Below are 21,950 nucleotides of genomic sequence, written 5' to 3'. Positions count from 1 at the left end.
ACTGTTAACGACGCCGAAGGAAAAAAAGATGGTAGCGGCGGGCGGACTCGAACCGCCACGGGTTTTACCCCAACGGATTTTGAATCCGTCGTGTCTACCAATTTCACCACGCCGCCATCGGAGAGTGTGGGGGATTATACTGAGCTTAATCGCGAAAGCAATAAGCCAGCAGACACAACTGTCCACAGCTTCAGATATTTACAACCGATCAAACAGAGACAGCTGCGAAACCTGCGCAAAGGACTGCTGGGCCGCCTGAAGCACGAAGCTCTGGAAACTCAGGTTACTGATTGCTTCGGCGTAGTCCACATCCTGCAGTTGGGACCGGATTTCGTTGGTATAGACGGACGAATCCTCAAGAAAGGTCTTGGTAGACTCCACGGCGTTCATCCGGCCGCCCAGCTCGGTCTGCTTCAGGATGATACTTTCCTGGGCGTTGTCGAGGTTGGTCAGCGACTCGGCGATCAGGGCATCGTATTCGGCATCACCACGGGGGGAACCTTTGGCAATGCCCTCAAGCCCGTCAATCAGGTTTTTTATGGTGCCGAAGACGGATTGCCTATCGTTAATCCCCAGGGTGAACGAGTCCTGATCTTGCGAATCATTGATGGTGAGCTTTATACCCGCCACTTGAAACTCTTCTCCGACTACGGGATTCAGAGGCTCAGTTTGAATAGTGTTACCTGTTCTCGGATCTGTGACCGTAATTTCTAATACGCCGGAGCCATCATCATCGACACTAACTTCAAGGTCATCTGGCACATCGCTGCCAAAGGCATCCCTTAGATCTTTCGGCGCCACAACCTCAAGCCCCGAAATATAACCAGGAGGAGTAGGAGGGGTTGCACCATTAGACTTTGCCGTTACTGAGACCGCCTTGGGCACGTCTACAAAAATACCCTTACCGTGATCACTGATCGGCACGGTTACGCCATCATCAATTTCCAGTACCCGCTGACCTTCATCACCCTGATATGTCCAGTCACCTGCGCCATCCTTTGCGAAAGCAGGTGTCTGGCCCTGAAATCCACTGAAGATGTATTCACCCGAAGCATCCCGGGTATTGGCGATGTTTGCCAACTGCCCCAGACGCTCCTCCAGCTCTGAGGAAATGGAACGCCTGTCATCGGCTGACAACGACCCATTGCCCGCCTGCACCGTCAGTTCGCGGATGCGCTGGATCACGTCAATCGAGCTGGCCAACGCACTCTCTTCCTGCTTCAGGCGGTTGTCAGCCAAAGTGGCGTTGCGCTGATAGGTCTCGACCCGCGACAATTCCTGATCCAGTTTTAGAATACGGGCGGCCGCCACCGGATCATCTGAGGGCTTATTCACCCGTTTGCCAGTGGAGATTTGCTGCTGGGTGTTATTCAGGCTGGTATTGAGCTCCTGAAGGCGGTTGATGCCGCCGGAAAAAATCTGTTGTGATGAAATTCTGATCATGTCACATCACCTCAACCGTTACCGGAAACTCTGTAACAGGGTATTGAACAGGTCCTGAGCCACCGACATCACCTGGGCTGAGGCATTGTATGCGGCCTGGTATTGAATGAGCCGGCCGGCTTCCTCGTCCAGGTTGACTCCGGACACCGATTCCCGCTGGTTGGTTGACTGCTCCAGCAGGGTTTTGCCGGCATCCACATCCAACTGGCTCTGACGGGTTTTTACCCCGATGTCTTCCACCAGACCGGCATAACCCTCGGTAAAATTCTGGGTGCCACCATTCATGGTGTTCTGGGTACCCAAAGCCGCAAGTAGCTCGGCGTTGCGATTGTCGGATATGCCATTGTCGTTGTATTCAACAGTAAAAACATCGCCATTGGCGGGCTCACCCGTCATCTCGAACTGATAGCCCTGGTAAAGAGCACCGTCTGACGTGTCACCGCCAAAAACCAGATTGATCTTCTGAGGATCATAAGGCACCCCTGTTGGGTAATCAGAGGCACTGATTTCCGTGTCAGACCCGTCGTAAACCCGGTACACGATGTCCGTACCATTATTTTCGAACGCGATTTTCATTGGCCCATTAGCCAGCTCGCCGCTATTCCTGAACCCCTCAAGCAATCCATTGGTATTAGGATTACGGACGTTCAGCATCTTCCCCTGATTAATCTGCCCGGTGCCCAGGTTATTTTCCCGAGTCTCAGTTGTATCGGGGTTATACCCCCCTTCCCTCGCCCGAATCGGGCTGGCAAGCGCCAAGTCTTCCTCGCGTCTCACTTCCAGGCCAATACTTTCGGCCGCATTCCGGCCGGGCTGGATCAGGTATTTGTCACCGGCGCTGAAGGTACCGCCCTCCACCCGGATGTTGAACCCGGGCATACTGATTTCGGACTGCACCGGATCCGGCAAACGTCCCTGGTTTTCGGTCTTGCCGGTTTCCTGATTGATCAGCTCATAGCTCCGGCCGTCACCGCTGAACTGTAATGTCCATCGGCCGGCTGGCAGCGCGGAACTGTCGGTTATTTCCACCGCCAGCTGGCCAGCGCCGGACACCTGATTGTTGCCATTGGGCACCACTCTGCCACGCTGGGCTTCAATTGAGTTGATATCGGTGAAGAACAGCCCCCCCAGGTCGCCCTCCAGATCCATGCCAATTTCATGCTGTTGGTTCATGGTATCCGACAGTGCAATGGCAATCCGGCCCAGCTCATCAAATGCCGGCTTGAGCCCCTCGTTATCAAACCGCAGGAGACCTCCGAGTTTACCCCCGGCAATCTGTTCGTCGACGTTCAATGTGCGCCCGCCATTACTGAGCGTAAACTCCAGACGCGTCGGATCCTCGGCATTTTCCCGGGTTCCGAAGGTTGCCGCGTTGCTGCCAACCACCAGGGAAAGACCGTTCGAGAGCGATACGTTCACCTGGCTGCCATCTGTGGGCGTCACCTTGATATTCACCAGTTCCGAAAGCTGGCGCAGTTTTTCGTCGCGCTTGTCCAGCAACTCATTGGGCATCCTGCCCTGGGCGATGCCCGGGGACTCGGATATCGCCAGGTTCAGTTCTGCGATGCTCCTGATCAGGGTATTGGCATCCTTTACACCCTGCTGCATCTGAGTCTTGATGGATTCCCGCTGCTGGATGAACTCCTGGTTCAGCGCCTGGAACCGGTTAACGACCTGCTGGGCCTCGCTCAGCACCAGTTGGCGCTGAGGCAAAGACGTCGGGTCCTCGGCGGCATTCTGGAGACTGGCAAAAAAGTTATTCAGGGCTGTGTTCAGACCGGTGGACTCGCCCCCAAGCAGGTTATCAAGCCGGGAAAGCTCTGAATTGAGAGCTTCCTGTTCACCATAAAGGGTGCTGTCTTCCCGCACCTGCTGAACCAGATACTCATTGGCAAGGCGGCGGATATTGGCGACGTTAACGCCACTACCAATGGTTCCGGCTCCGGTACGCTGTCCTTTCTGGGTTTCAAACTGGACTTCCTGTCTGCTGTAGCCAGGTGTGTTGGCATTTGTGATGTTGTTACCCGTGGTATTCAGTGCCGCCTGATTACTGAGGATGCCGGTCAGACCAATGCCTATCAGCCCTGCCATAACGTTTACTCCTTCATCCCGTCACTGCCCATGGACAGTGTCATCAGTGAATCACGGTTCATGATCTGGCGGATTTTGCTGCCATAGTTCGGGTCGGTTGCGTAGCCGGCCTCCTGAAGTTTCTCCGCAAACACTTCAGGCTTGTCCGCCGCCGACAGCACTTCCCGGTAACGGGGGTTGGATTCGAGGAACGAAACATAGTCCCGGAAGCTGGATTCGTAATCCCGGTAGGCCCGGAAACTGGCCTGCTCTTTCATGGGCAGACCCTCGCGGTATTCCGTGGTGGTGAGGGAAACGGCATCGCCCTTCCACCGGCCATCCGCTTTGATACCAAAGAGGTTAAAGCTTGGCTCGCCCTGCTCTCCCCGGATCATATGCCGGCCCCAGCCGGTTTCCAGGGCCGCCTGGGCCACCATCAGTTTCGGGTCGATGCCGGTATCCCGGCTGATTCGCTTCGCTACCGGAAGCAAGGCACTCACGAAATGCTCCGGTGAGTCGAACCGGTCCGGCAATTCGGACACGTTTTTTCCCGGGGCCACGGCAGACTCTTGTGCCACCGAGGCGACTTTCTGAACCTGCCCGGGCAAGCTTGCCGAAAGCGCCGGCAAACTCCGGTCATAATCCGCGAGAGAAGCCTTGTGGCCAGCCAGCTTATCGCCTTCACTGTCCAGGCCGGGAATTTGTCGGCTCAGTTGCCGGACCAGCGCCTCGGCGAGACCGGTTCCCTGCCCACCGGCCATGGTCAGACTCATCTGGTTATCGAACATGTCGCGATACAGATCCGACTGATTGCTTTTCAGATAATTACCTTCGGAAAGCACGTCACCGGCCTTGCGCATGGACTTCAGCATCTCAGAAAGGAACAGGCTCTCGAACTGGCGTGCAACTTCTTCCAGCGCCGCCCTTTTGTCGGTTCGGGCCTGCGTTTTCAGCGCGTTCAGGCCGCTGAAATCGGTATACACCCGGGCCTGCTGAAGCGAATAGTCCTGCATCATGCCACCTAGATAACAATCAGCTCGGCACGCAGCGCACCGGCCTGTTTAAGAGCTTCAAGTACCGCCATAACGTCCCCCGGAGCGGCACCCACCTGGTTCACCGCCTGAACAATCTCGTTCAGGGTGACAGCCGGACCAAACTTGAACATCCTGGCCGGCTCCTCGGTGATTGCAATCTGGCTATCCGGCTCGAGGGCGGTGTCACCGCCGGCAAACGGATTAGGCTGTTTCACTGCGGGATTTTCCTGAATGGTCACCGTCAGGTTGCCGTGGGTCACCGCTGCCGGGCTGACTTTGACATTCTGCCCGACCACGATGGTGCCAGTGCGGCTGTTGATCACCACTTTGGCGGCGTCCTGGGCCGGGGCGACCTCAACGTTCTCAAGTATCGAAAGAAAGCTTACCCGCTGGGACGGATCCCGCGGCGCACGCACGGAAACCGATGTCGCATCGTGAGCGTACGCCATGTCCGGGCCGAGGCGTGCATTCACAGCCTCGACCACACGGCGGGCCGTAGTGAAATCTGGGCGCAGAAGGTGGAAGGTAATGGTGTCGCCCTGACTAAAAGGCGAGACCACTTCCCGCTCGATGGTGGCACCGTTGGGAATCCGGCCGACGCTCGGTACGTTCACGGTAATTCTGGAGCCATCCTGCCCCTGGGCACCAAAACCGCCAACCACCAGACTGCCCTGAGCCATGGCGTAGACGTTGTTGTCAGCGCCCTTCAGCGGGGTCATCAGCAGGGTACCGCCGCGCAGGCTGTCGGCGTTGCCGATGGAGGAAACCGTGATATCAATCTCCTGCCCGGCCTTGGCAAACGGTGGCAATGTGGCACTCACGGTTACGGCGGCGACATTGGTGAGTTTCGGGTTCACGCCTTCAGACAGAGTGATACCGAACTGGTTCATCATGTTCCGGAAGGTCTGATTGGTGAACGGTGCCTTGTCGCCGGTCCCGTCAAGGCCAACCACCAGTCCGTAGCCCACCAGCTGGTTGTTCCTTACCCCTTTGATGCGGGACAGGTCCTTCAGCCGGTCCGCCATCACCGGTGCCGCGACCACCGTCAGGGCAAGTATCCAGGCAAAAAAATGCCGCGGGCTCATAGCAGCCACCACTCACTGTTAAAGAAACGGGCAAGCCAGCCCATCTGGTTTGCCTGGTCGAAATCACCGGTACCGCCATAGGCAATACGCGCATCGGCAATACGGTTTGAGGCAACAGCGTTGTCCGGCTGGATATCCCGGGGACGAACCAGCCCGGTCAGGCGGATGTACTCCTCGCCATTGGTCAGCGACAGCCATTTCTCGCCCCGGATCCGCAGCACGCCGTTGGGCAGCACCTCGGTGACCGTGACGGTGATGCTGCCAGCAAGACTGTTGCTCTGATCAGCCCTAGCCTTGGTTTTAAAATCGCGCTCGTTGTTCAGTGAAGTGCCGATCCCGAAGTTGTTCTTACCCAGAATGTTTGGCTCCGGCAGCGTGATTTCGTTGTCCTTGGTGATGCGGGTGTCGGCATTCTTTTTGGCACGGGTGGATTCCTGGAGATTCACTGTCAGTACATCACCCACGTTGAGAGCGACGGTATCCCCGTAAAAGTTATAATTTCGGGAAACCTGGTAAATCGAACCAGACGCCCTGTCTCTCTGTGTCATGGCCTCAGGGCGTACCGGTGCAAACTCGGGATCATCCGGCATCGCCCGGGGCCGGCTCATGGCCGTGCAACCCTGTAGCAGGATCAGCACCACCAAGGTCACCAGGGTACTGGCGCCCCGGGTTATCCGGCTGGATGTCATCGGATTCATGACGTCACCTCTGGCGGCATTAGCCAATGTTGTTGGTAATGAACTGGAGCATCTGGTCCGTCGTGGAGACCACCTTCGAGTTCATTTCATAGGCGCGCTGGGTGGTAATCATGTTCACCAGTTCTTCCACAACCTCAACGTTGGAGGCCTCCACAGAACCCTGTTCGATGGTGCCAAGCCCGAGCAGACCCGCCTCCCCCTCAACGGGGTTCCCGCTGGCAATGGTTTCCTTGAACAGGTTGTTTCCGATGGCCTGAAGGCCCTGGGGATTGATGAAATCCACCAGGGTGATCTGGCCAAGGTTTACCGGCGCCGCCTGGTCGTCCGTTACCGCCGTTACCGTGCCGTCCTTGCCAATGGTGATATTGGTGGCGTTATCGGGAATATTGATGGCCGGCTCCAGGGGGTACCCGTCCGGATTCACCACATCACCGTTGGAGTTCAACTGGAACTGACCGTCCCGGGTGTAGGCAATCTGGCCATCCGGCAGCAGAATCTGCAGAAAACCCCGGCCATTAATGGCCATGTCCAGCGGCTGCTCGGTAATCTGGAGGTTGCCCTGGGAGAACTGCTTGACCGTGCCCACAACCCGGACACCCGTACCCAATTGCAGGCCGGAAGGCAGTTCGGAGTTCTGGGTAGTCAGGCCACCGGGCTGTCGGTTGATCTGGTACAGGAGGTCCTGGAAGACCGCCTTGTCCCGTTTGAAGCCGGTGGTGTTGACGTTGGCCAGGTTGTTGGAAATGGTGGACATGTTGGTGTCCTGCGCGCTCAAGCCGGTCTTGCTGACCCAAAGTGCTGGATTCATGCTGCTTACTCCATACCGGGGGGGGCAATCAGGCGGCCAGTTTTTGCCGCTTCAGGCCCGCCAGGCCAATGTGTTCGGTTGTTACTTAAAGGTTCTGCAACAGCCGTGCCGTTGCTTCGGAATTCTCGTTGGCGGTGGTCATTACCTTCACCTGCATTTCGTATTGCCGGGAAAGCTGCAGATTGGAAATCATCTCTTCCACCGCATTCACGTTGGAGCTCTCAAGAAACCCCGAGACCACTCTGAGATTTGCATCCGGGGGCTCAGGGCCATCGATTGCCTGGTCCGGTTTTCGGCGCATATGCCCGTCTAACCCCTTCTCCAGAGCTTCCGGTGGCGGGTTGACCAGCTTCAGACGATCCACCTCGACCAGCTGATTCGGCGGGCCGCCAACAGGAACAACAGAAATCGTGCCGTCAGTGCCGATTTGCACGTTGTCGAAAGGCGGCAGCGCAACCGGTCCACCATTGCCAAGCACAAGTTCACCATTGGCCAGGCGCACCAGACCATTCACATCAACCTGAAGACTGCCGCTGCGGGTAAACACCTCTTCGCCCTGATCGTTCTGGATGGCAAGCCACCCTTCACCTTCAACCGCCACATCCAGTTTGCGGCCGGTGTCCATCAGGGCGCCTGCGGAAAGGTCCGTGCCGGGTCGCTCTGTCATGGCATAGGCCCGGGTGGGATGGTGTTCCCCGAAGACAGGCATGCTACGGGCCTGGGCGAAGTCCTTCTTGAAGCCGGTGGTGCTGACATTCGCCAGGTTGTTGGCATGGGCTTGCTGGGCCAGCATGTTCTGCTTGGCGCCAGACATACCGATGTAGAGGGCTTTGTCCATGGGAAAACTCCTGCCGGAATTTTGACTGTTTCCAGTCTCCATGCAGGAGTCATGCCATGTTCGCTAGCTCACGAACTTAACGAAGGTTGATGATGGTCTGGGTGACCGCATCGGAGGTTTCAATGGTCTTGGCGTTCGCCTGATAGTTGCGTTGTGCAATAATCAGGTTCACCAATTCAGCAGACAGGTCCACGTTGGATTCCTCGACGGAGCTTGACGCAATCGAACCGAGGGTACCGGTGTCCGGCGCGCCAATGACAGGCTGCCCTGATTCAAAGGTTTCGACCCAGGAGGTATCACCCACCGGAGACAGGCCATCGGTGTTGCTGAATGTGGCGAGCGCCACCTGACCAAGCGCATTGGATTGCCCGTTGGTATACCGGGCGAATATGACACCATCATCCGACACATCCAGCCCGGACAGGCGACCCGTGGTATAACCATTCTGCTGCTGGTCATTGACACCGAATGCCGCGCCGTATTGGGTGGCATCGCTCAGATTCAGAACGAACGCGGAGCTGGTGGGTGGCTCCGGAATCGGGCTCACGACCGAGGTGGGATCTGCCGGAGGACCGTCCGCCCCATTAGGGTCACCGCTGGGATCCTTGGGAATCCAGTCAGCCACGATAATCTCACCACTGGGATTACCGTTGATGGAAGCCAGGACACCGTCCTGATCGAATATTGCAGTGTAAGGAGTCTGATCCGTGCCACCTACCGGCTCGCCGTCTACCTGAAGGTAAACAGACCACTGACTCTGGCCAACACCATTCCCGGGCGATGGCTCTTTGACATAGAACTGAGTCATCTCATGGGCGTTGCCCAGACTGTCGTAGATGGTGGTTGATGTGGCGTGGTTGTAAGTACGCTGATCAATGGGGTTGAAAGCGTTGATGCGCGTGGGCTGCGTGTTGTTATATGTCGCCACGAACTGAGAACCCACGGCGTCAGAGGCCACAGTATCCACACTGCGATTTGTGCTTACCGCGATCTCTCCAACGGTGTTCTCAATCGGGTTCGTACTACTACCGTCTCCCCACTGAACCTCAAGCGGTTCACCCGAACTGTCCCGGACTAAAAGGTTGTCGCCATCCACATTGGCTGAGATGGAGTTATTGCCGAAGCTGGAAATAACGTTCGCCAGCTCATCCAGTGTCGTCACAGCGCTTACATTCAGGGGCTGACCATTGATTGAGAACTCCAGGTTGCGAGACGCAATCGTATTACTGAGAGTATCACCGGTCGTGACGCGATTGGCCGTAGAGTCTATTTCAGCTGTTGTGGTGCCGGAAGCACTGACACCGGAGGCCGCGGAAATCGCATCGGCAATCTGGCCCGCAGACGTTATCGGGCTGGGGATCACAACAGTCTCATCGGCTGAACCGTCAGAATAGGAAAAAGTCAGCGTTTCACCCGCCGTAAAGTCACCGGTCTGCAGGGAAAGGTCTCTCACCCTGCGTTCCAGCACGGATTCACGGGAATCCAGATTCACATCGGTCTGCAGGTTCGTGGTCCTGCGCGGAGCCAGGTTGGCGGTCTCAATCTGCAGGTCACCACGCACACCGGACAGGTTGCCATCACCATCAGCGGTATAACCCTGCACCTTCATGCCCTGGTTGTTGACCACAAAGCCGTCTTTGTCTACTCCGAACTGGCCGGCCCGGGAGTATCGCACTTCGCCGCCATTGTTCAGAATAAAGAAGCCATCACCGTCAATCGCCATATCCAGGCCGCTATCGGTGAAGCTGATATTGCCCTGGCCGAACGACTGCTTCACGCCCTGAACCCGGACACCGTCCCCGATCGGATTGGTGCCTGCGCTCAGGAAACCACTGGCATAAAGATCGCCGAACTGGGCCTTGCTGCCTTTGAACCCCACGGTACTGGCGTTGGCAATATTGTTACCGGTGACGTCCAGATCCACCGATGCCGCGCGAAGACCACTCAAACCCGTATTAAATCCCATGGTTCACCCCTTGGTGTTTCACCGGTATCAGTTAATTTGTTTTACATCAGACAGGGCGATGGAGCCCATACCTGCAAGATTCAGGGTAATGGAGCCACCCTGGCCCAGGGACACGCTGTCAACATTGGCACTTACCATCGTACCCAACTGCTGCGGCCCATCCGGGTAGGAAGCCTCGGCTACAATCTGGTAGGGTCCCGGCGGCAAGGGATTGCCGTTGCCGTCCTGGCCATCCCAGCGGAACGAGGTCACCCCCGCCGGACTACTACCCATGTCAATCTGGCGAACCCGTTCACCATTCTGACCCTGAATCGAAAGCCGAAGCCCGCCGGTCGATGCCGGCACTTCAACGGTGCCACTGATCTCACCGTCCGCACCCAGAATCCCGATCTGGGAAGGGGCAAGCACGGTTTTGCCGACCATGGCAGAGGCCTGCAGCGCCTGGGTGGAACGGAACTGGCCCGCCACATCCTCAACCGTACCGGAGAGGTTCTGCATCTCCTCCAGCGAGCTGAACTGGGCCAGTTGGGAGATGAATTCACCGTTGTCCTGGGGTTCCAGCGGGTTCTGGTTTTTCAGCTGTGCCAGCATCAGTTCCATGAACTCATTCCGGCCAAGCTCACTGGTGCCCTGGCCGCCATCCTGTTGCTTCAGCTGGTACTGGCTCAGAACATCCGACGCGTCTGTTGCATTTACTGCAGTCATGTTGTGCTCCTCACCGTATTACTGCTGACCAAGGGTCAGAATGCGCTGCATCATGGACTTGGCTGTGTTCATGACATCCACATTCATCTGGAAACTTCTGGACGACGACATCATGTCAGCCATCTCCTCAACCACGTTCACGTTGGGATAGAAGACATAACCGTCTTCATTGGCCGCCGGATGGTGGGGCTCGTAGCGCACCTGTAACTCCGCATCACTCTCAACAATGCCTTCAACCCTGACGCCGGCACCGGGACCTTCATCGGCAGCCATCGGCATGCCACCCTGCCCCGGGTTCAGGAGTGATTGCTGAACGGCTGAGAACACCGGCTTTCTGGCCCGGTAGGTTTCACCGGTACTGGAGCTGGCTGTTTCGGCATTGGCAATGTTGGACGCGGTTGTATTCAGCCGCAGCGATTGCGCTGTCATGCCGGAACCGGCGATATCAAAAATGCTGCCCAGTGACATGATAATTCTCCTTCGCTAACCCTGTGACTGCGGCTTATTCGCCCTTCAGGGCTTTGGTCAAACCGCTGAACTTGCTGTTCAGGAACTGGAAACTGGCCTGGAAGTCCATGGCGTTACGCATGAAGCGCGACTGCTCCTGCTGGGCATCCACAGTATTGCCGTCGACCGACGGCTGATGTGGCATCCGGTACAAAAGGTCGCTGTCTGAGGCAGACCGGGAGGTATCCATGTGGGCCTCGTTCGTTTTCGCCATCTGGAAGCCGCTGACGGACTCCTGGGCCTTCTGCATCATCGCCTGGAAATCCACATCACGGGCCTTGAAACCCGGGGTGTCAGCATTGGCCAGATTGTTTGCCAGAACTTCGGCACGCTTGACCCGCGCTTCCACCGCGTGCTGATGAATGCCCAGAGCCTTATCGAACGAAATTGCCATGTTGCCTCCCGAAAACTGCACCAGTACGCCGACCTGATTTTGCCGGCTGTGCTCTCTGACAGAACTAAAGCAAGGTAGATGCCAGAATTCGAAAGGCGCTCTGAAAAGGCGCCCTAAATAGCGCATAACCCCAGTATTGGCGGGATTAGCTGGGCTGTTGAGAGAAAGCGGGAGCGGATAAAGGGAAAGAAAGTCCTCGAAAGCGGCAAACCGCTTCCCCCGCCCACGCCGGGGGAAGCGACAGTTACCCGTTAAGGCCAGTGACGGACAAACTCGTCAACCCCGGGCCGGAGAACGGCAGGCTTTACAGCGGAGACACTCCCCGTATAAAGAAAGCCGACAATCTGCTCGTGGTCATCCAGCCCCAGCCCTTTGTGCACGGCTGAATGATAGGCGACAGCACCGGTGCGCCACATCACACCATAACCGGCATCCTGAAGGGCCAGCCCGAGAAAGCTCATGCCAGCAGCCGCAGACATCACCTGCTCCACTTCCGGAACTTTGGGGTGGGGGCTCGGCGAGGCAATACCAATAATGACCATGGGTGCCCGCAGAGGGGCGCGCCGGAGCTTTTCGATTTCCCGCTCGTCACTGTTGTTGGCACAGGTGGAGGCAAACAGTTCCCCGAGGGCCTCCAGCCCCTCACCTTCTACGACCAGATAACGCCATGGCCGCAACAAGGCATGATCCGGAGCGCGAGCGGCGCAGGCAAAGGCCTTGTTCAGGGTTTCCCTGTCCGGCGCGGGCGCCTCCAGCCTGGGTTCGGAGGACCGGTTAAGCAGGAAATCAGTAACTGCTGTCATATCGTCTCGCTATTTTATGACTGTGTGAAAATGGGCACGGGCACAATTGCTGGCTGTGAATTGTGGGTTGTACGTAATGCTGTTAATCTTTAGTCGTAGTCGGCGCTGCCAACAATTATAAAATGCCGCAGTCCTGCAACGGTGAGAAGCAACACAATGAGCAACCAGCGAACCTTCAACAGCTTTTCCGAATTCTATCCTTACTACCTTGAAGAACACAGCGATGTAATCTGTCGCAGGCTGCACTTTGTCGGTAGTCTTCTGGTTTTTCTGGTCGCTGTCTGGGCGATCACCTCCGGAAAACTTGCGTGGCTTCTGACCCTGCCGGTCATCGGCTATGGGTTTGCCTGGGTCGGCCATTTCAAGTTCGAGAAAAACCGCCCTGCAACCTTCAAGTACCCACTGTACAGCCTGATGGGTGACTGGGTCATGTTCCGGGACATGCTCATTGGCAGGATCCGTTTCTGAAATGATGAGCGTACCGGCCGATCTGCGCAATGCCAGCACCTCCGCTGTCAAGTCGATGGCTGCTGAAGGCCCCGGCAGTCCGATAGCCATACCGCCAATGCCGGATTACAACGGCCGAATACTGGCGTACACGTCTACGGCGGCAATTATCGTAACCGGTGTTCTCCAGGGTGCCTTTCCGCAGCCGTTACTGTGGCTGGTAGCAGGTGCTCTCACATGGCCACACATAGCCCATATACTCACCCGTAGAACCTTCCTGAGACATTCCGCACGCATCCGTCAGAAAATGCTCATTGTGGATTGTGTGATTGGCGGCGGGTTCATCGGTTTCATCGGCCTGATTGTCATACCCTCCCTGTCCGTGGCCCTGATGCTGATGTTCAGTTGCCTGATTGTTGGCGGCATCCGGCAGTGGCTGATCGGCACCGGTTTCATGGCCGCGGCAATTGCGATTGCTGTTGCCATCCTCGGCCTGGCCGACGGCCCCCACGCGCCGCTTTTGACCAGCATGGTGTCGATTCTTTCCACCGGGCTGTATATCTGCGTTACCGCCTATTACTCTCACCAGCAGGCCCGGGCACTGATGCTGGCCAAGACCCAGATCCAAAATCAGCGGGAACAGTCAATTGCCTTGTCCCACAAGCTGTCCAAGTACCTCTCACCCCAGGTGTGGCAATCCATCTTTACCGGGGAGCGGGATGTACGGCTGGAAACCCAGCGCAAGAAACTGGCGGTATTCTTTTCAGACATCAAAGGCTTCACCGAACTCTCCGAAGAGATGGAGCCGGAGGCGCTGACCGAGCTGTTGAATCACTACTTTAATGAAATGTCTGAAGTGGCCCTCAAATATGGCGGCACCATCGACAAATTCGTGGGCGACTCTATCATGGTATTCTTCGGCGACCCCACCAGCCGGGGCCAGCGGGAAGACGCCTTTGCCTGCGTGTCCATGGCCATTGAAATGCGCAAGCACATGAAGATCATGCGCCAGAAGTGGCGAAGCCAGGGCATCAAGACCCCCCTGGAAATCCGTATGGGGATCAGCACCGGTTACACTACAGTGGGTAACTTCGGTGCTGAAAACCGGATGGATTACACCATCATCGGCAAGGAAGTGAATCTGGCCAGCCGCCTTGAATCCCTGGCGGAACCCGGTGAGATCCTGGTGTCCTACGAGACCTTTTCGCTGATCAAGAACAAGATCATGTGCCGGGACAAAGGTGAAATAACCGTGAAAGGATTCGGCAAACCGGTGCCGATTTACGAGGTGGTGGATTTCCGGCGGGATATGGGGCCAAACCGCAGCTTCATGGAACACGAACACAGCGGCTTTGCCATGTATCTGGATTCGGACAAGATCACCGAAAAGGAACGGCAGGCCATTCTCACCGCGCTGGAAGATGCCGCGGACCGCCTCAGGCGGGAAGAAGACGTCTCCTGAGGCGCCGCCGGTGCCTCATTTCACCCTGGTTACTGACGGATCAGCCGCGGCCCGGCACCCTGGCCGGTTTCGGTACTTCTCCAGGGATTGATATCCAGCCCGCCCCTTCGGGTGTATCGGGCGCAGACTGTGAGCGACTCCGGCTTGCAGCGGCCCATCAAATCCGTAAACACGGTTTCCACGCAGTGTTCGTGGAAATCCTGCTTCTGCCGAAAACTCACCACATACCGCAGCAACCCGGCCCGGTCGATTTTCGGGCCGGTGTAATGGATCAGCAGGGTTGCCCAGTCCGGTTGCCCTGTCACCGGGCAATTGCTCTTCAGCAGATGGGAACAGAGGTGCTCTGTCACTATTCCGTCGCCGGCGGAAAGTGAGTCCGGTGCATAGTCATAAACCACATCACTCACCGGTTCATCATCGATCAGCTCAAATCCCCCGGGGCGGCCAACCGCTTTGCCCGACTCATCAACGCTCAAAAGCCTCACCTGCACCGCGCCACCACAGGCACTGGAGAGATCCTGGGTGATCGTCTTCGCCATCTGGTCCCCGGTTGAATAGACAGCCTGATTCAACGAGTTCAGGTAGAGCTTAAGCGACTTGGACTCAATAATTGAGGGCGACGCAGCAGGAAAGACAATCTCTGCCCACGCCACCTCAGGCACGCCGCCCGGCCTCAGCCAGGAAATCTCCCAGGCCTGCCACAGGTCTTCCCCAAACCAGGGCCAGCGGCCATCGTCCAGGCCAAGGCGGCGACGGTTTTCCTCTCTCGCCACGGGGAACAGCAGGCCAGGGTTGTAGCTGTCCGGGTAGTCACTTGTTTTGCCAAGCGGTGCATCATTAAGTGCCATAGGTGTTCCCGAAATCAGTAGCGAATGCCTTTGCCCCGCTCCAGCATTTTCAATGCAATGACTGCCAGCACGGTGATGAAAACCAGAATCATACCAAGAGAAATGAACGGATTAACGTCTGACACACCCAGAATCCCGTAACGGAAGCCGTTTACCATGTACAGGATCGGATTGATCAAGGATACGCCCTGCCAGAACCCCGGCAACAGATCGATGCTGTAGAACACCCCGCCCAGATAGGTCAGCGGCGTCAGTATGAAGGTTGGGACAATGGAAATATCATCAAACTTGGTCGCCAGCATGGCGTTGATGAATCCGCCCAGGGCAAACAGGGCCGAGGTCAGAAACACCGTCAGAATCATCATTGGCAGGTTGTGTATCGAAAGCTGGGTAAATACCAGGGACAGCAGGGTAACAATAAGGCCGATCCCCAGCCCCCGGGCCATGCCCCCGGTCACATAACCGGCCAGGATGACCCAGTTCGGCACCGGTGAAACCAGCAACTCCTCGATACTGCGCTGGAATTTCATCGAAAAAAAAGACGACACCACGTTCGCGTAGGAACTGGTGATTACCGCCATCATGATAAGGCCCGGCACGATAAAGGACATGTAATCGAACCCGCCCATCTGGCCGATACGGGAGCCGATCAGATTGCCGAAAATAATGAAATAGAGCGTCATGGTGACTGCCGGCGGCAGCAGTGTCTGAGGCCAGATCCGGGTAAACCGGCGAACCTCCCGGATAACGATAGTGCCGAATGCCGTGAACAAGGCCTGTGGTGTCATGCTGCACCCTCCACATTCTTGCGGGAATCGACGGCGTTCTGCTCCACCATGCGAATAAACAGCTCTTCCAGTCGGTTGGCCTTGGTTCTCATGCTGATCACCTTGATGCCCATCTGATCCAGCTGCACAAACACCTGGTTCAGCCCCTGGCCTTTCTGGACCTCAACCTCCAGGGCCCCTTCCCCGTCCAGCCGGGTGTGGAAATCGCCCAGCTCGGGCGCGGCATCCAGAGGTGTCTCGGTATCCAGCACGAATGTCTCCAGGCTAAGCTGCTGAAGCAGCGCCTTTTTGCTGGTGTGCTTGAGGATCTTGCCGTGGTCGATAATGGCAATGTTGCGGCAGAGCGCCTCCGCCTCCTCAAGGTAATGAGTGGTCAGGATAATGGTGGTGCCCTGGCGGTTCATTTCCTCAAGGAAGGTCCACATCGAGCGGCGCAGCTCGATATCCACACCGGCAGTCGGCTCGTCCAGGATCAGCAGTTTCGGTTCGTGAACCAGGGCCCGGGCAATCATCAACCGGCGCTTCATCCCCCCGGACAGCATCCGGGCCGGGGTGTTACGCTTGCCCCAGAGACCAAGCTTTTTCAGATACTTTTCTGCGGAAACCGACGCCTGCTTCAGCGGAATCCCGTAATAGCCCGCCTGGGTGGTAACGATATCGAACACTTTCTCGAACTGGTTGAAGTTGAACTCCTGGGGCACAACCCCGAGGTTCAGCTTGGCATCGGAAAGGTGGGTGTCGATGTCGTACCCGAAAACCCGCACCTTGCCGGCTGTCTTGTTTACTAATGAACAGACGATACCCAGTGTGGTTGATTTGCCTGCTCCGTTGGGCCCGAGCAGGGCGAAGAAATCCCCCTCGGCTACGTGCAGATCAATCCCCTTGAGGGCCTCGAAACCGTCACCGTAAGTTTTGGTGAGGCCCTCAATTTCCAGTGCATTGGACATAAACGATCCCGATTCGGTAAAAAAACGGCAGGAAACGGCCCGCGCCCGCCCGCCAGAATTCAGATTGTTGTTTATTGTGACAAAGCCGCTTATTTCAAGGCCTTTGACGGCCTGAAAGTGTTCACCGGCCAAAACCGGAAACTGCGACAGGAATCCCGATATGAGGCAGTCCCCGCCCCTATAATGCGGTTACAATAATTTACAAAAGGGGCTGCCGCACCGCGAGTGCAGGCGCGCTGAATTGAAGGGAATATACGACAAACCATGAGATCCGTTCACCGCATCCGATTGTCACTCGCGCTTCTGAGCGCACTTGCATTCACCGGCTGCCTTGATGACGATAGCGGCTCTGGCGATGACACCAACGCAGGCCGGCTAAACTTCAATGGTTTCAGTGGTCTCAGCTACCAGACAGCCAGCCAGGCCGGTACCACCAACGCCGCGGGGGAATTCCGCTACTATCCCGGCGAAACCCTGGAATTCCGGGTTGGCGACCTGCCACTGAGCCGTGGGGTTCCTGCACAGCAATACGTCACCCTCCTCGAATTCTTTGAGACCACACGTACCACCCTGCAAACGCCCATGGTGGATGAAGAAGGCCTGACAACGCACACCCTTACCGAGCAACAGGTGCTGGAAAACACTACCCTGATGAATCTGACCCGATTCCTGATGCTGCTGAACTGGAGCGAGAACATCCCGGAGGGCGAAGGCATCGAACTCCGTAAGCGGGTCATCAGCCAGTTGAATGCTGCGCTGCCGAATCTGACCGGGCCCATCGACTTTACCGCGAGCGAATCGGAATTCACTGCCACAACCCCCTCGCTCTCCCCGGCCAACCAGCTTCTGGCGGCGATTTGCTTCTATCCGGAAGATGACGAGCGGTGCGAGGAGCCACCCTCCCAGGCTGAGATCGACAACGCGCCACCCAGGCCGGAAGACGCCGATGAGCGCGATCCGGATGTCGAGTACAAGGAAGATCTGCAAGCCAAGAAAGAGCGAATCGACAACTCGGTACGCTCGATGGAGGACACCAGTACCGAAGACGCCCAGACTTACCTCACGCGGGAACTGAAGGGCATCAGCACGGCCGTTGCCAAGCGTTACTACCTGGATGACGATGTTGCCAGCTATCCGGCCAGCGATACCGCCATCAAACAGGTGGCTGTGCGCCGGATTGGCGGGGGCCTGGCACTGGCTGAGCTGGAAGCGATAAGCACCCGCCCTCAGGATATTCAGGTGCATTCAACAGACTGGCAGAGCGCCGAGGTGGAGTACTTTGTGGCGGGCCCCACGGGCGGAGAGTCAGAACTGCTGCTGAGTTTCCGCCCGGAGAACACTTATCGGTGGGTTCGCAAGCAGCTGCGAGTGATTATCCGCTGATCAGCCTGGAGAGATTCCAGCGGGATTCCACTCCCGTCACGTCGTAGCGCGAGGGGTCCAGCCCTTCGGTGCCATGGGGTAGGCAACCCCGGACCCGGATCGTTTCTGCCGCCTCTTTTCCTTCGTTGTACCGGGCAAGATCGATAATTTTGGCGGTTTTAAGGGGCCTGGCGATGTTATCGGTCATCACCATCACCTGAGGCCAGAGCCTGCGCTCGGGAGAATGGGAAACAACAATCCCCCGCTGGCCGTCTGTCAGCTCCACCAGGCTGCCCGTGGGGTATATACCGATAGCCTGGATGAAGCTCTCCACCAGATCTTCCTGGAACTCGATGTTGCGCATCTCGTACAGCAAAGTCACCGCCTTGGCGGGTGTCATTGGCTCGGCGTGATCCCTTGGCCCAATCAATGATTCAAAAAACTCCGCAACCCCCGCAACCTTCGCCAGCAGCGGAATGCGATCACCCCGAACGCCTTCAGGGAAACCTGACCCGTTATGACGCTCCCGGTGGCCCTGAACAACACTCAGAACGGCCCGGGACAGCCCGCTGCCATCCAGCATACGAACTCCAAGGTTCACGTAACCCCGAAAGGTAATATATTCCTCAGCGCTTAACTGCCCTTCCCGGGCCAGCATGTCTGCCGGCAGTGCCGTTTTGCCAACCTGGGACAGCAAACAGCCCAGACCAAGATGGTTCAGAAGACCTTCGTTCAACCCCAGGTGACGCCCACACACCAGTGCCCACACCGCAGCGTTCAGAGCATGCCGGTACAGATAACTGTCGTGTGCGCGGGTGCGACTGAGCCACAACAGGGCATCCGGCTGACGAATCACACTGCTCACCATCTTGCTGGTGATGGTTGCAATGGTCTTCAGATCAGCCACGTCTCCTGAGCGAAGTGCCTCAAACAGGCCGGCCAGCGCAACTTCAACATCATCAAGCAGCCGCTTTGATGTCTTTATTTCCTTCTTGAGGCTGGTGTCCGTATCGTAAGTAACCGGCTCCCGGATGCTCAACGGTGGCAACTGCAGTTGTTCACGCCCACCACCACGCCTATTGGAGCTCTTGCCAAACACCGGCTTGTTACCGAGTTTGACTTCTTTGGATTCCCTGGCTTCTGCAATATCCACCATTACCCACTTGCAGTGGGAAACCAGCGCACGGATATCATCCTGGGAACGGATATGGAAACCCTGAATCGGGAAAGGAGTCTGGTGCCAGGGCCTGTCCAGATCAGACACGAACATGCCCACTTCCAGATCATGTACTGCCACTTTTTTCTGTTGGACACCCACGGCCCACCTCACAAACCAACTTGTCGATGGTTACCATTCTGACTGAACCGCGGGAAGACACAATTACAATATCGTATCGCCAGGCAACTCAAATGAGACAAAGCGTAACGATAATGTTCACGAGGAAACAAAATGTAGCAATGTGATGATGGTCACACATCAACGTCAGAAAGTGTCACTCAGCGTCACATGCCATTTCGTCGAACTCTGGCGGCCGTGCGTGCATGGCGCCACGGGGCGCCTTGCGTACGTAGACGGTGTAGGGCACCGACGACGCCCGGATGTAATCCAGGTTACGCGACTCGTCACCAGAACCTTCAGTAACAACGGCCGGCGTGCAGGAAACCAGCAATTCCAGTTTTCCGCCAACATCCGGGATACGGGCACCGGGATCCTCCGCCTTGATCGCCATGCACCGGGTGGATTCCGTGGCAGGTTTTCCTGTCCTGGCAACGAGGTCCATGCCGCTCTCCCCGCAGGCCCGGATGCCGGTGCTGCAGGAACCGGCATCCGCATCGTCGCCATCCCGCACACGCCAGACCCGGTCGCTGCACTGGGTCTCAACCTTTACCGACGTAGCCTCGTTGCGGGCAAACCACCAGCCAGGATACTCAGCACTCTGCCAGGACAGCCGTACCTGTCTGGATTCGCCGGAGGAATTCTCCGCAGGAAACATCGCAAAATGCGAATAATAGCTGGCACACCCCGGCATGGATGCCGCGATGAGAATTGCGATAACTGGCTTGTAAGCTCTGAAGAAGACTGAAAAGATCATCTGGCTGGCGCATTCCCTGACAGCAAATTCGTTGGCCCGCTCATTATCCACAACGGGCCTCGGGAATCCGCCTATCAGTTACCATTTTGATCAAACTGAAGGCCGTAACCGTCATTGGTTTTGCGCACCACCACCATATCCAGCACCGGAGCCGGCACAGGCAGGCCCTGCACCTGCACGGCCACCTTGTCGCCGATCCGCGGTGCAAAAGGCTCCGTGTCGACGACGACAAATACGCCGCCATCGGAAATATCGCGGGTTGAGAATATGAAGTCCCCAAGCTCCTCATGGACCAGCTTTACCTTCGCGCTCATGGTAGTGCGCATATGCTCTCTTCGATCGTTCCCAGCCATCTGCGGTTTCCACTACTTTTTGCATAGTTTTTATAGCCTTCCGAAGCATAACACCATTTTCAGGAAAATATGCCAAAGGAGATATTGACTACACACTTAATACAAATGAGAATGGTTGACGTTTTTAAAAACCCGTGGATCTCAGCCATGGGCCGAACATTCAGCACCACCCCAAAAGGATGCGACTATGCGAATGAAACTGGCTGCAACCGCCGCAATCGCCCTCACTGCCATGCCGATGTCCGCCTCTGCTGACGGCGAAGTAAACATCTATTCATACCGCCAGGCCTATTTGCTTAAACCGCTACTGAGTGCGTTTGAAAAGGAAACCGGCATCGAGAGCAATGTGGTATTTGCCAAACAGGGCCTGGCCGAGCGCCTTGAGCGTGAAGGCCGCAACAGCCCGGCTGACGTGGTAATGACTGTCGATATTTCCCGCCTCAACGAACTGGTCGAGCGGGATCTGGTTCAGAGTGTCGACAACGAGGTACTGGAAGACAACATTCCTGAAAACCTGCGCCATCCGGACGGCAAGTGGTTCGCCCTGACTACCCGCGGCCGCCTGATCTTCGTGTCCAAAGAGCGGGTTAAAGAAGGTGAAATCACTACCTACGAACAACTGGCAGACGACAAATGGGACAACCGCATCTGCACCCGCAGCGGCAAGCACCCGTACAACATTGCGCTGATCTCTGCCATGATCGCACACCACGGTGAAGCGGAAACCGAGAAGTGGCTCGCTGGCGTGAAAGACAACCTGGCTCGCAGACCCCAGGGTGGCGACCGCGACCAGATCAAGGCCATTGCCGAAGGCGTTTGCGATGTTTCCATCGGCAACAGCTATTACTACGGCAACATGCTGCAGGATGAGAATCAGCGTCCGATCGCAGAGCAGGTGCGCCTGGTGTTCCCGAACGCCGAAGGCCGCGGCACCCACGTAAACATCAGTGGCATCTCTCTGACCAGGAGCGCGCCCAACCGCGAAAACGCGATCAAGCTGATGGAATTCCTGTCGTCACCGGAAGCCCAGCGCATCTATGCAGAGGCCAATGCCGAATACCCGGCTAACCCGAAAGTAAAGCCTACCGGGCTGGTGGCCGAGTGGGGTGAGATCAACCCGGACAGCCTCTCACTGCAGGAAATCGCCAAAAACCGCGAAGCCGCAGTCAAACTGGTTGACCGGGTCGATTACGACGGCGAATAAGCCTCTTTATGGCGGGCGGGGGTGGTTCCGCCACCCTCCGCCCTGCTTTCCCCCGTTCTTTCCGGGGCCAACCATGACGCCAGTCATTGCAGGCA

Annotated in this window: 22 protein-coding genes and 1 tRNA gene; 4 read left to right on the top strand and 19 right to left on the bottom strand. The window is 56.8% G+C overall.

What is annotated here, in order from left to right:
* Positions 1 to 29: 29 nt before the first annotated feature.
* The 13 genes from NLK58_RS01310 to NLK58_RS01250 all read right to left on the bottom strand — a co-directional run bounded on the left by NLK58_RS01310 (position 30) and on the right by NLK58_RS01250 (position 12,351).
* Positions 30 to 116, bottom strand: a tRNA-Leu gene (locus NLK58_RS01310).
* A gap of 82 nt (positions 117 to 198) precedes the next feature.
* Positions 199 to 1,443, bottom strand: a complete 1,245-nt coding sequence (gene flgL, locus NLK58_RS01305) for a flagellar hook-associated protein FlgL (protein ID WP_117616914.1) — start codon at positions 1,441 to 1,443, stop codon at positions 199 to 201.
* 18 nt (positions 1,444 to 1,461) lie between these two features.
* On the bottom strand, positions 1,462 to 3,534 hold the full coding sequence (gene flgK / locus NLK58_RS01300) for a flagellar hook-associated protein FlgK (protein WP_117616913.1): 2,073 nt from the start codon (positions 3,532 to 3,534) through the stop codon (positions 1,462 to 1,464).
* A gap of 5 nt (positions 3,535 to 3,539) precedes the next feature.
* A complete protein-coding gene (gene flgJ / locus NLK58_RS01295) occupies positions 3,540 to 4,526 on the bottom strand; it encodes a flagellar assembly peptidoglycan hydrolase FlgJ (RefSeq protein WP_117620226.1) in 987 nt (328 codons plus the stop codon).
* A gap of 8 nt (positions 4,527 to 4,534) precedes the next feature.
* Positions 4,535 to 5,632, bottom strand: a complete 1,098-nt coding sequence (locus tag NLK58_RS01290) for a flagellar basal body P-ring protein FlgI (RefSeq protein WP_341581876.1) — start codon at positions 5,630 to 5,632, stop codon at positions 4,535 to 4,537.
* Positions 5,629 to 6,330: a flagellar basal body L-ring protein FlgH gene (flgH, locus tag NLK58_RS01285; protein ID WP_376788061.1), complete on the bottom strand. Its 702-nt coding sequence runs from the start codon at positions 6,328 to 6,330 to the stop codon at positions 5,629 to 5,631. Before flgH ends, NLK58_RS01290 begins: the two co-directional genes overlap by 4 nt.
* A 19-nt stretch (positions 6,331 to 6,349) precedes the next feature.
* Positions 6,350 to 7,138, bottom strand: a complete 789-nt coding sequence (flgG, locus tag NLK58_RS01280) for a flagellar basal-body rod protein FlgG (RefSeq protein WP_117616911.1) — start codon at positions 7,136 to 7,138, stop codon at positions 6,350 to 6,352.
* Positions 7,139 to 7,223: 85 nt separating this feature from the next.
* Positions 7,224 to 7,976, bottom strand: coding sequence for a flagellar basal body rod protein FlgF (locus tag NLK58_RS01275; RefSeq protein ID WP_117616910.1), 753 nt, complete (start codon positions 7,974 to 7,976; stop codon positions 7,224 to 7,226).
* Between the two features lie 76 nt (positions 7,977 to 8,052).
* Positions 8,053 to 9,942 carry a flagellar hook protein FlgE gene (locus NLK58_RS01270; RefSeq protein WP_341581875.1) on the bottom strand — a complete coding sequence of 630 codons (1,890 nt, stop codon included), beginning with the start codon at positions 9,940 to 9,942 and terminating at the stop codon, positions 8,053 to 8,055.
* A gap of 27 nt (positions 9,943 to 9,969) precedes the next feature.
* Positions 9,970 to 10,647 (bottom strand): flagellar hook assembly protein FlgD, encoded by a 678-nt coding sequence (locus NLK58_RS01265; RefSeq protein ID WP_117616908.1) that lies wholly within the window; start codon positions 10,645 to 10,647, stop codon positions 9,970 to 9,972.
* A gap of 18 nt (positions 10,648 to 10,665) precedes the next feature.
* Positions 10,666 to 11,115: a flagellar basal body rod protein FlgC gene (flgC, locus tag NLK58_RS01260; RefSeq protein ID WP_341581874.1), complete on the bottom strand. Its 450-nt coding sequence runs from the start codon at positions 11,113 to 11,115 to the stop codon at positions 10,666 to 10,668.
* Between the two features lie 34 nt (positions 11,116 to 11,149).
* The gene (gene flgB / locus NLK58_RS01255; RefSeq protein ID WP_117616906.1) at positions 11,150 to 11,548 is read right to left on the bottom strand and encodes a flagellar basal body rod protein FlgB; all 399 of its coding nucleotides are present in this window, start codon (positions 11,546 to 11,548) and stop codon (positions 11,150 to 11,152) included.
* 251 nt (positions 11,549 to 11,799) lie between these two features.
* Complete coding sequence (locus tag NLK58_RS01250; protein WP_117616905.1) at positions 11,800 to 12,351, bottom strand: nitroreductase family protein; 552 nt, start codon at positions 12,349 to 12,351, stop codon at positions 11,800 to 11,802.
* 156 nt (positions 12,352 to 12,507) lie between these two features.
* On the opposite strand from NLK58_RS01250, the gene NLK58_RS01245 reads away from it, so the two are divergent.
* Together NLK58_RS01245 and NLK58_RS01240 are read left to right on the top strand one after the other, a co-directional pair.
* The gene (locus NLK58_RS01245; RefSeq protein ID WP_117616904.1) at positions 12,508 to 12,819 is read left to right on the top strand and encodes a DUF962 domain-containing protein; all 312 of its coding nucleotides are present in this window, start codon (positions 12,508 to 12,510) and stop codon (positions 12,817 to 12,819) included.
* A 1-nt stretch (position 12,820) separates the two neighbouring features.
* Positions 12,821 to 14,260: an adenylate/guanylate cyclase domain-containing protein gene (locus NLK58_RS01240; RefSeq protein ID WP_117616903.1), complete on the top strand. Its 1,440-nt coding sequence runs from the start codon at positions 12,821 to 12,823 to the stop codon at positions 14,258 to 14,260.
* Positions 14,261 to 14,289: 29 nt separating this feature from the next.
* On the opposite strand, the gene queF is transcribed toward NLK58_RS01240, so the two are convergent.
* Genes queF through NLK58_RS01225 form a run of 3 tightly spaced genes read right to left on the bottom strand, consistent with a single transcriptional unit; the run spans position 14,290 to position 16,843 of the window.
* The gene (gene queF / locus NLK58_RS01235; protein WP_341581873.1) at positions 14,290 to 15,108 is read right to left on the bottom strand and encodes an NADPH-dependent 7-cyano-7-deazaguanine reductase QueF; all 819 of its coding nucleotides are present in this window, start codon (positions 15,106 to 15,108) and stop codon (positions 14,290 to 14,292) included.
* A 14-nt stretch (positions 15,109 to 15,122) separates the two neighbouring features.
* Positions 15,123 to 15,896 (bottom strand): ABC transporter permease, encoded by a 774-nt coding sequence (locus tag NLK58_RS01230; protein WP_117616901.1) that lies wholly within the window; start codon positions 15,894 to 15,896, stop codon positions 15,123 to 15,125.
* Positions 15,893 to 16,843: an ABC transporter ATP-binding protein gene (locus NLK58_RS01225; protein ID WP_341581872.1), complete on the bottom strand. Its 951-nt coding sequence runs from the start codon at positions 16,841 to 16,843 to the stop codon at positions 15,893 to 15,895. The genes NLK58_RS01230 and NLK58_RS01225 overlap by 4 nt, the downstream gene beginning before the upstream one ends.
* Before the next feature lie 264 nt (positions 16,844 to 17,107).
* Here NLK58_RS01225 and NLK58_RS01220 point away from each other — a divergent pair, with 264 nt between their 5' ends.
* Positions 17,108 to 18,226 carry an organic solvent ABC transporter permease gene (locus tag NLK58_RS01220; RefSeq protein WP_341581871.1) on the top strand — a complete coding sequence of 373 codons (1,119 nt, stop codon included), beginning with the start codon at positions 17,108 to 17,110 and terminating at the stop codon, positions 18,224 to 18,226.
* Here the strand turns inward: NLK58_RS01220 and NLK58_RS01215 are convergent.
* The 3 genes from NLK58_RS01215 to NLK58_RS01205 all read right to left on the bottom strand — a co-directional run bounded on the left by NLK58_RS01215 (position 18,216) and on the right by NLK58_RS01205 (position 20,651).
* Positions 18,216 to 19,523, bottom strand: coding sequence for an HD domain-containing phosphohydrolase (locus NLK58_RS01215; protein WP_341581870.1), 1,308 nt, complete (start codon positions 19,521 to 19,523; stop codon positions 18,216 to 18,218). The two genes, NLK58_RS01220 and NLK58_RS01215, sit on opposite strands and share 11 nt — an antisense overlap.
* A gap of 175 nt (positions 19,524 to 19,698) precedes the next feature.
* Entirely contained in the window at positions 19,699 to 20,349 is a 651-nt protein-coding gene (locus NLK58_RS01210; protein ID WP_227539388.1) for a hypothetical protein, read from the bottom strand.
* Between the two features lie 23 nt (positions 20,350 to 20,372).
* Complete coding sequence (locus tag NLK58_RS01205; RefSeq protein WP_341581868.1) at positions 20,373 to 20,651, bottom strand: PilZ domain-containing protein; 279 nt, start codon at positions 20,649 to 20,651, stop codon at positions 20,373 to 20,375.
* A gap of 187 nt (positions 20,652 to 20,838) precedes the next feature.
* Between NLK58_RS01205 and NLK58_RS01200 the strand changes: the two genes are divergently transcribed.
* Positions 20,839 to 21,855, top strand: coding sequence for a Fe(3+) ABC transporter substrate-binding protein (locus NLK58_RS01200; RefSeq protein WP_341581866.1), 1,017 nt, complete (start codon positions 20,839 to 20,841; stop codon positions 21,853 to 21,855).
* Positions 21,856 to 21,950: the final 95 nt, after the last annotated feature.

Source organism: Marinobacter metalliresistant (assembly GCF_038098645.1).
GTDB lineage: Bacteria > Pseudomonadota > Gammaproteobacteria > Pseudomonadales > Oleiphilaceae > Marinobacter > Marinobacter metalliresistant.
The sequence above is the reverse complement of the archived record's forward strand: the minus strand, read 5'-3'. Positions and strand labels throughout refer to the sequence as shown.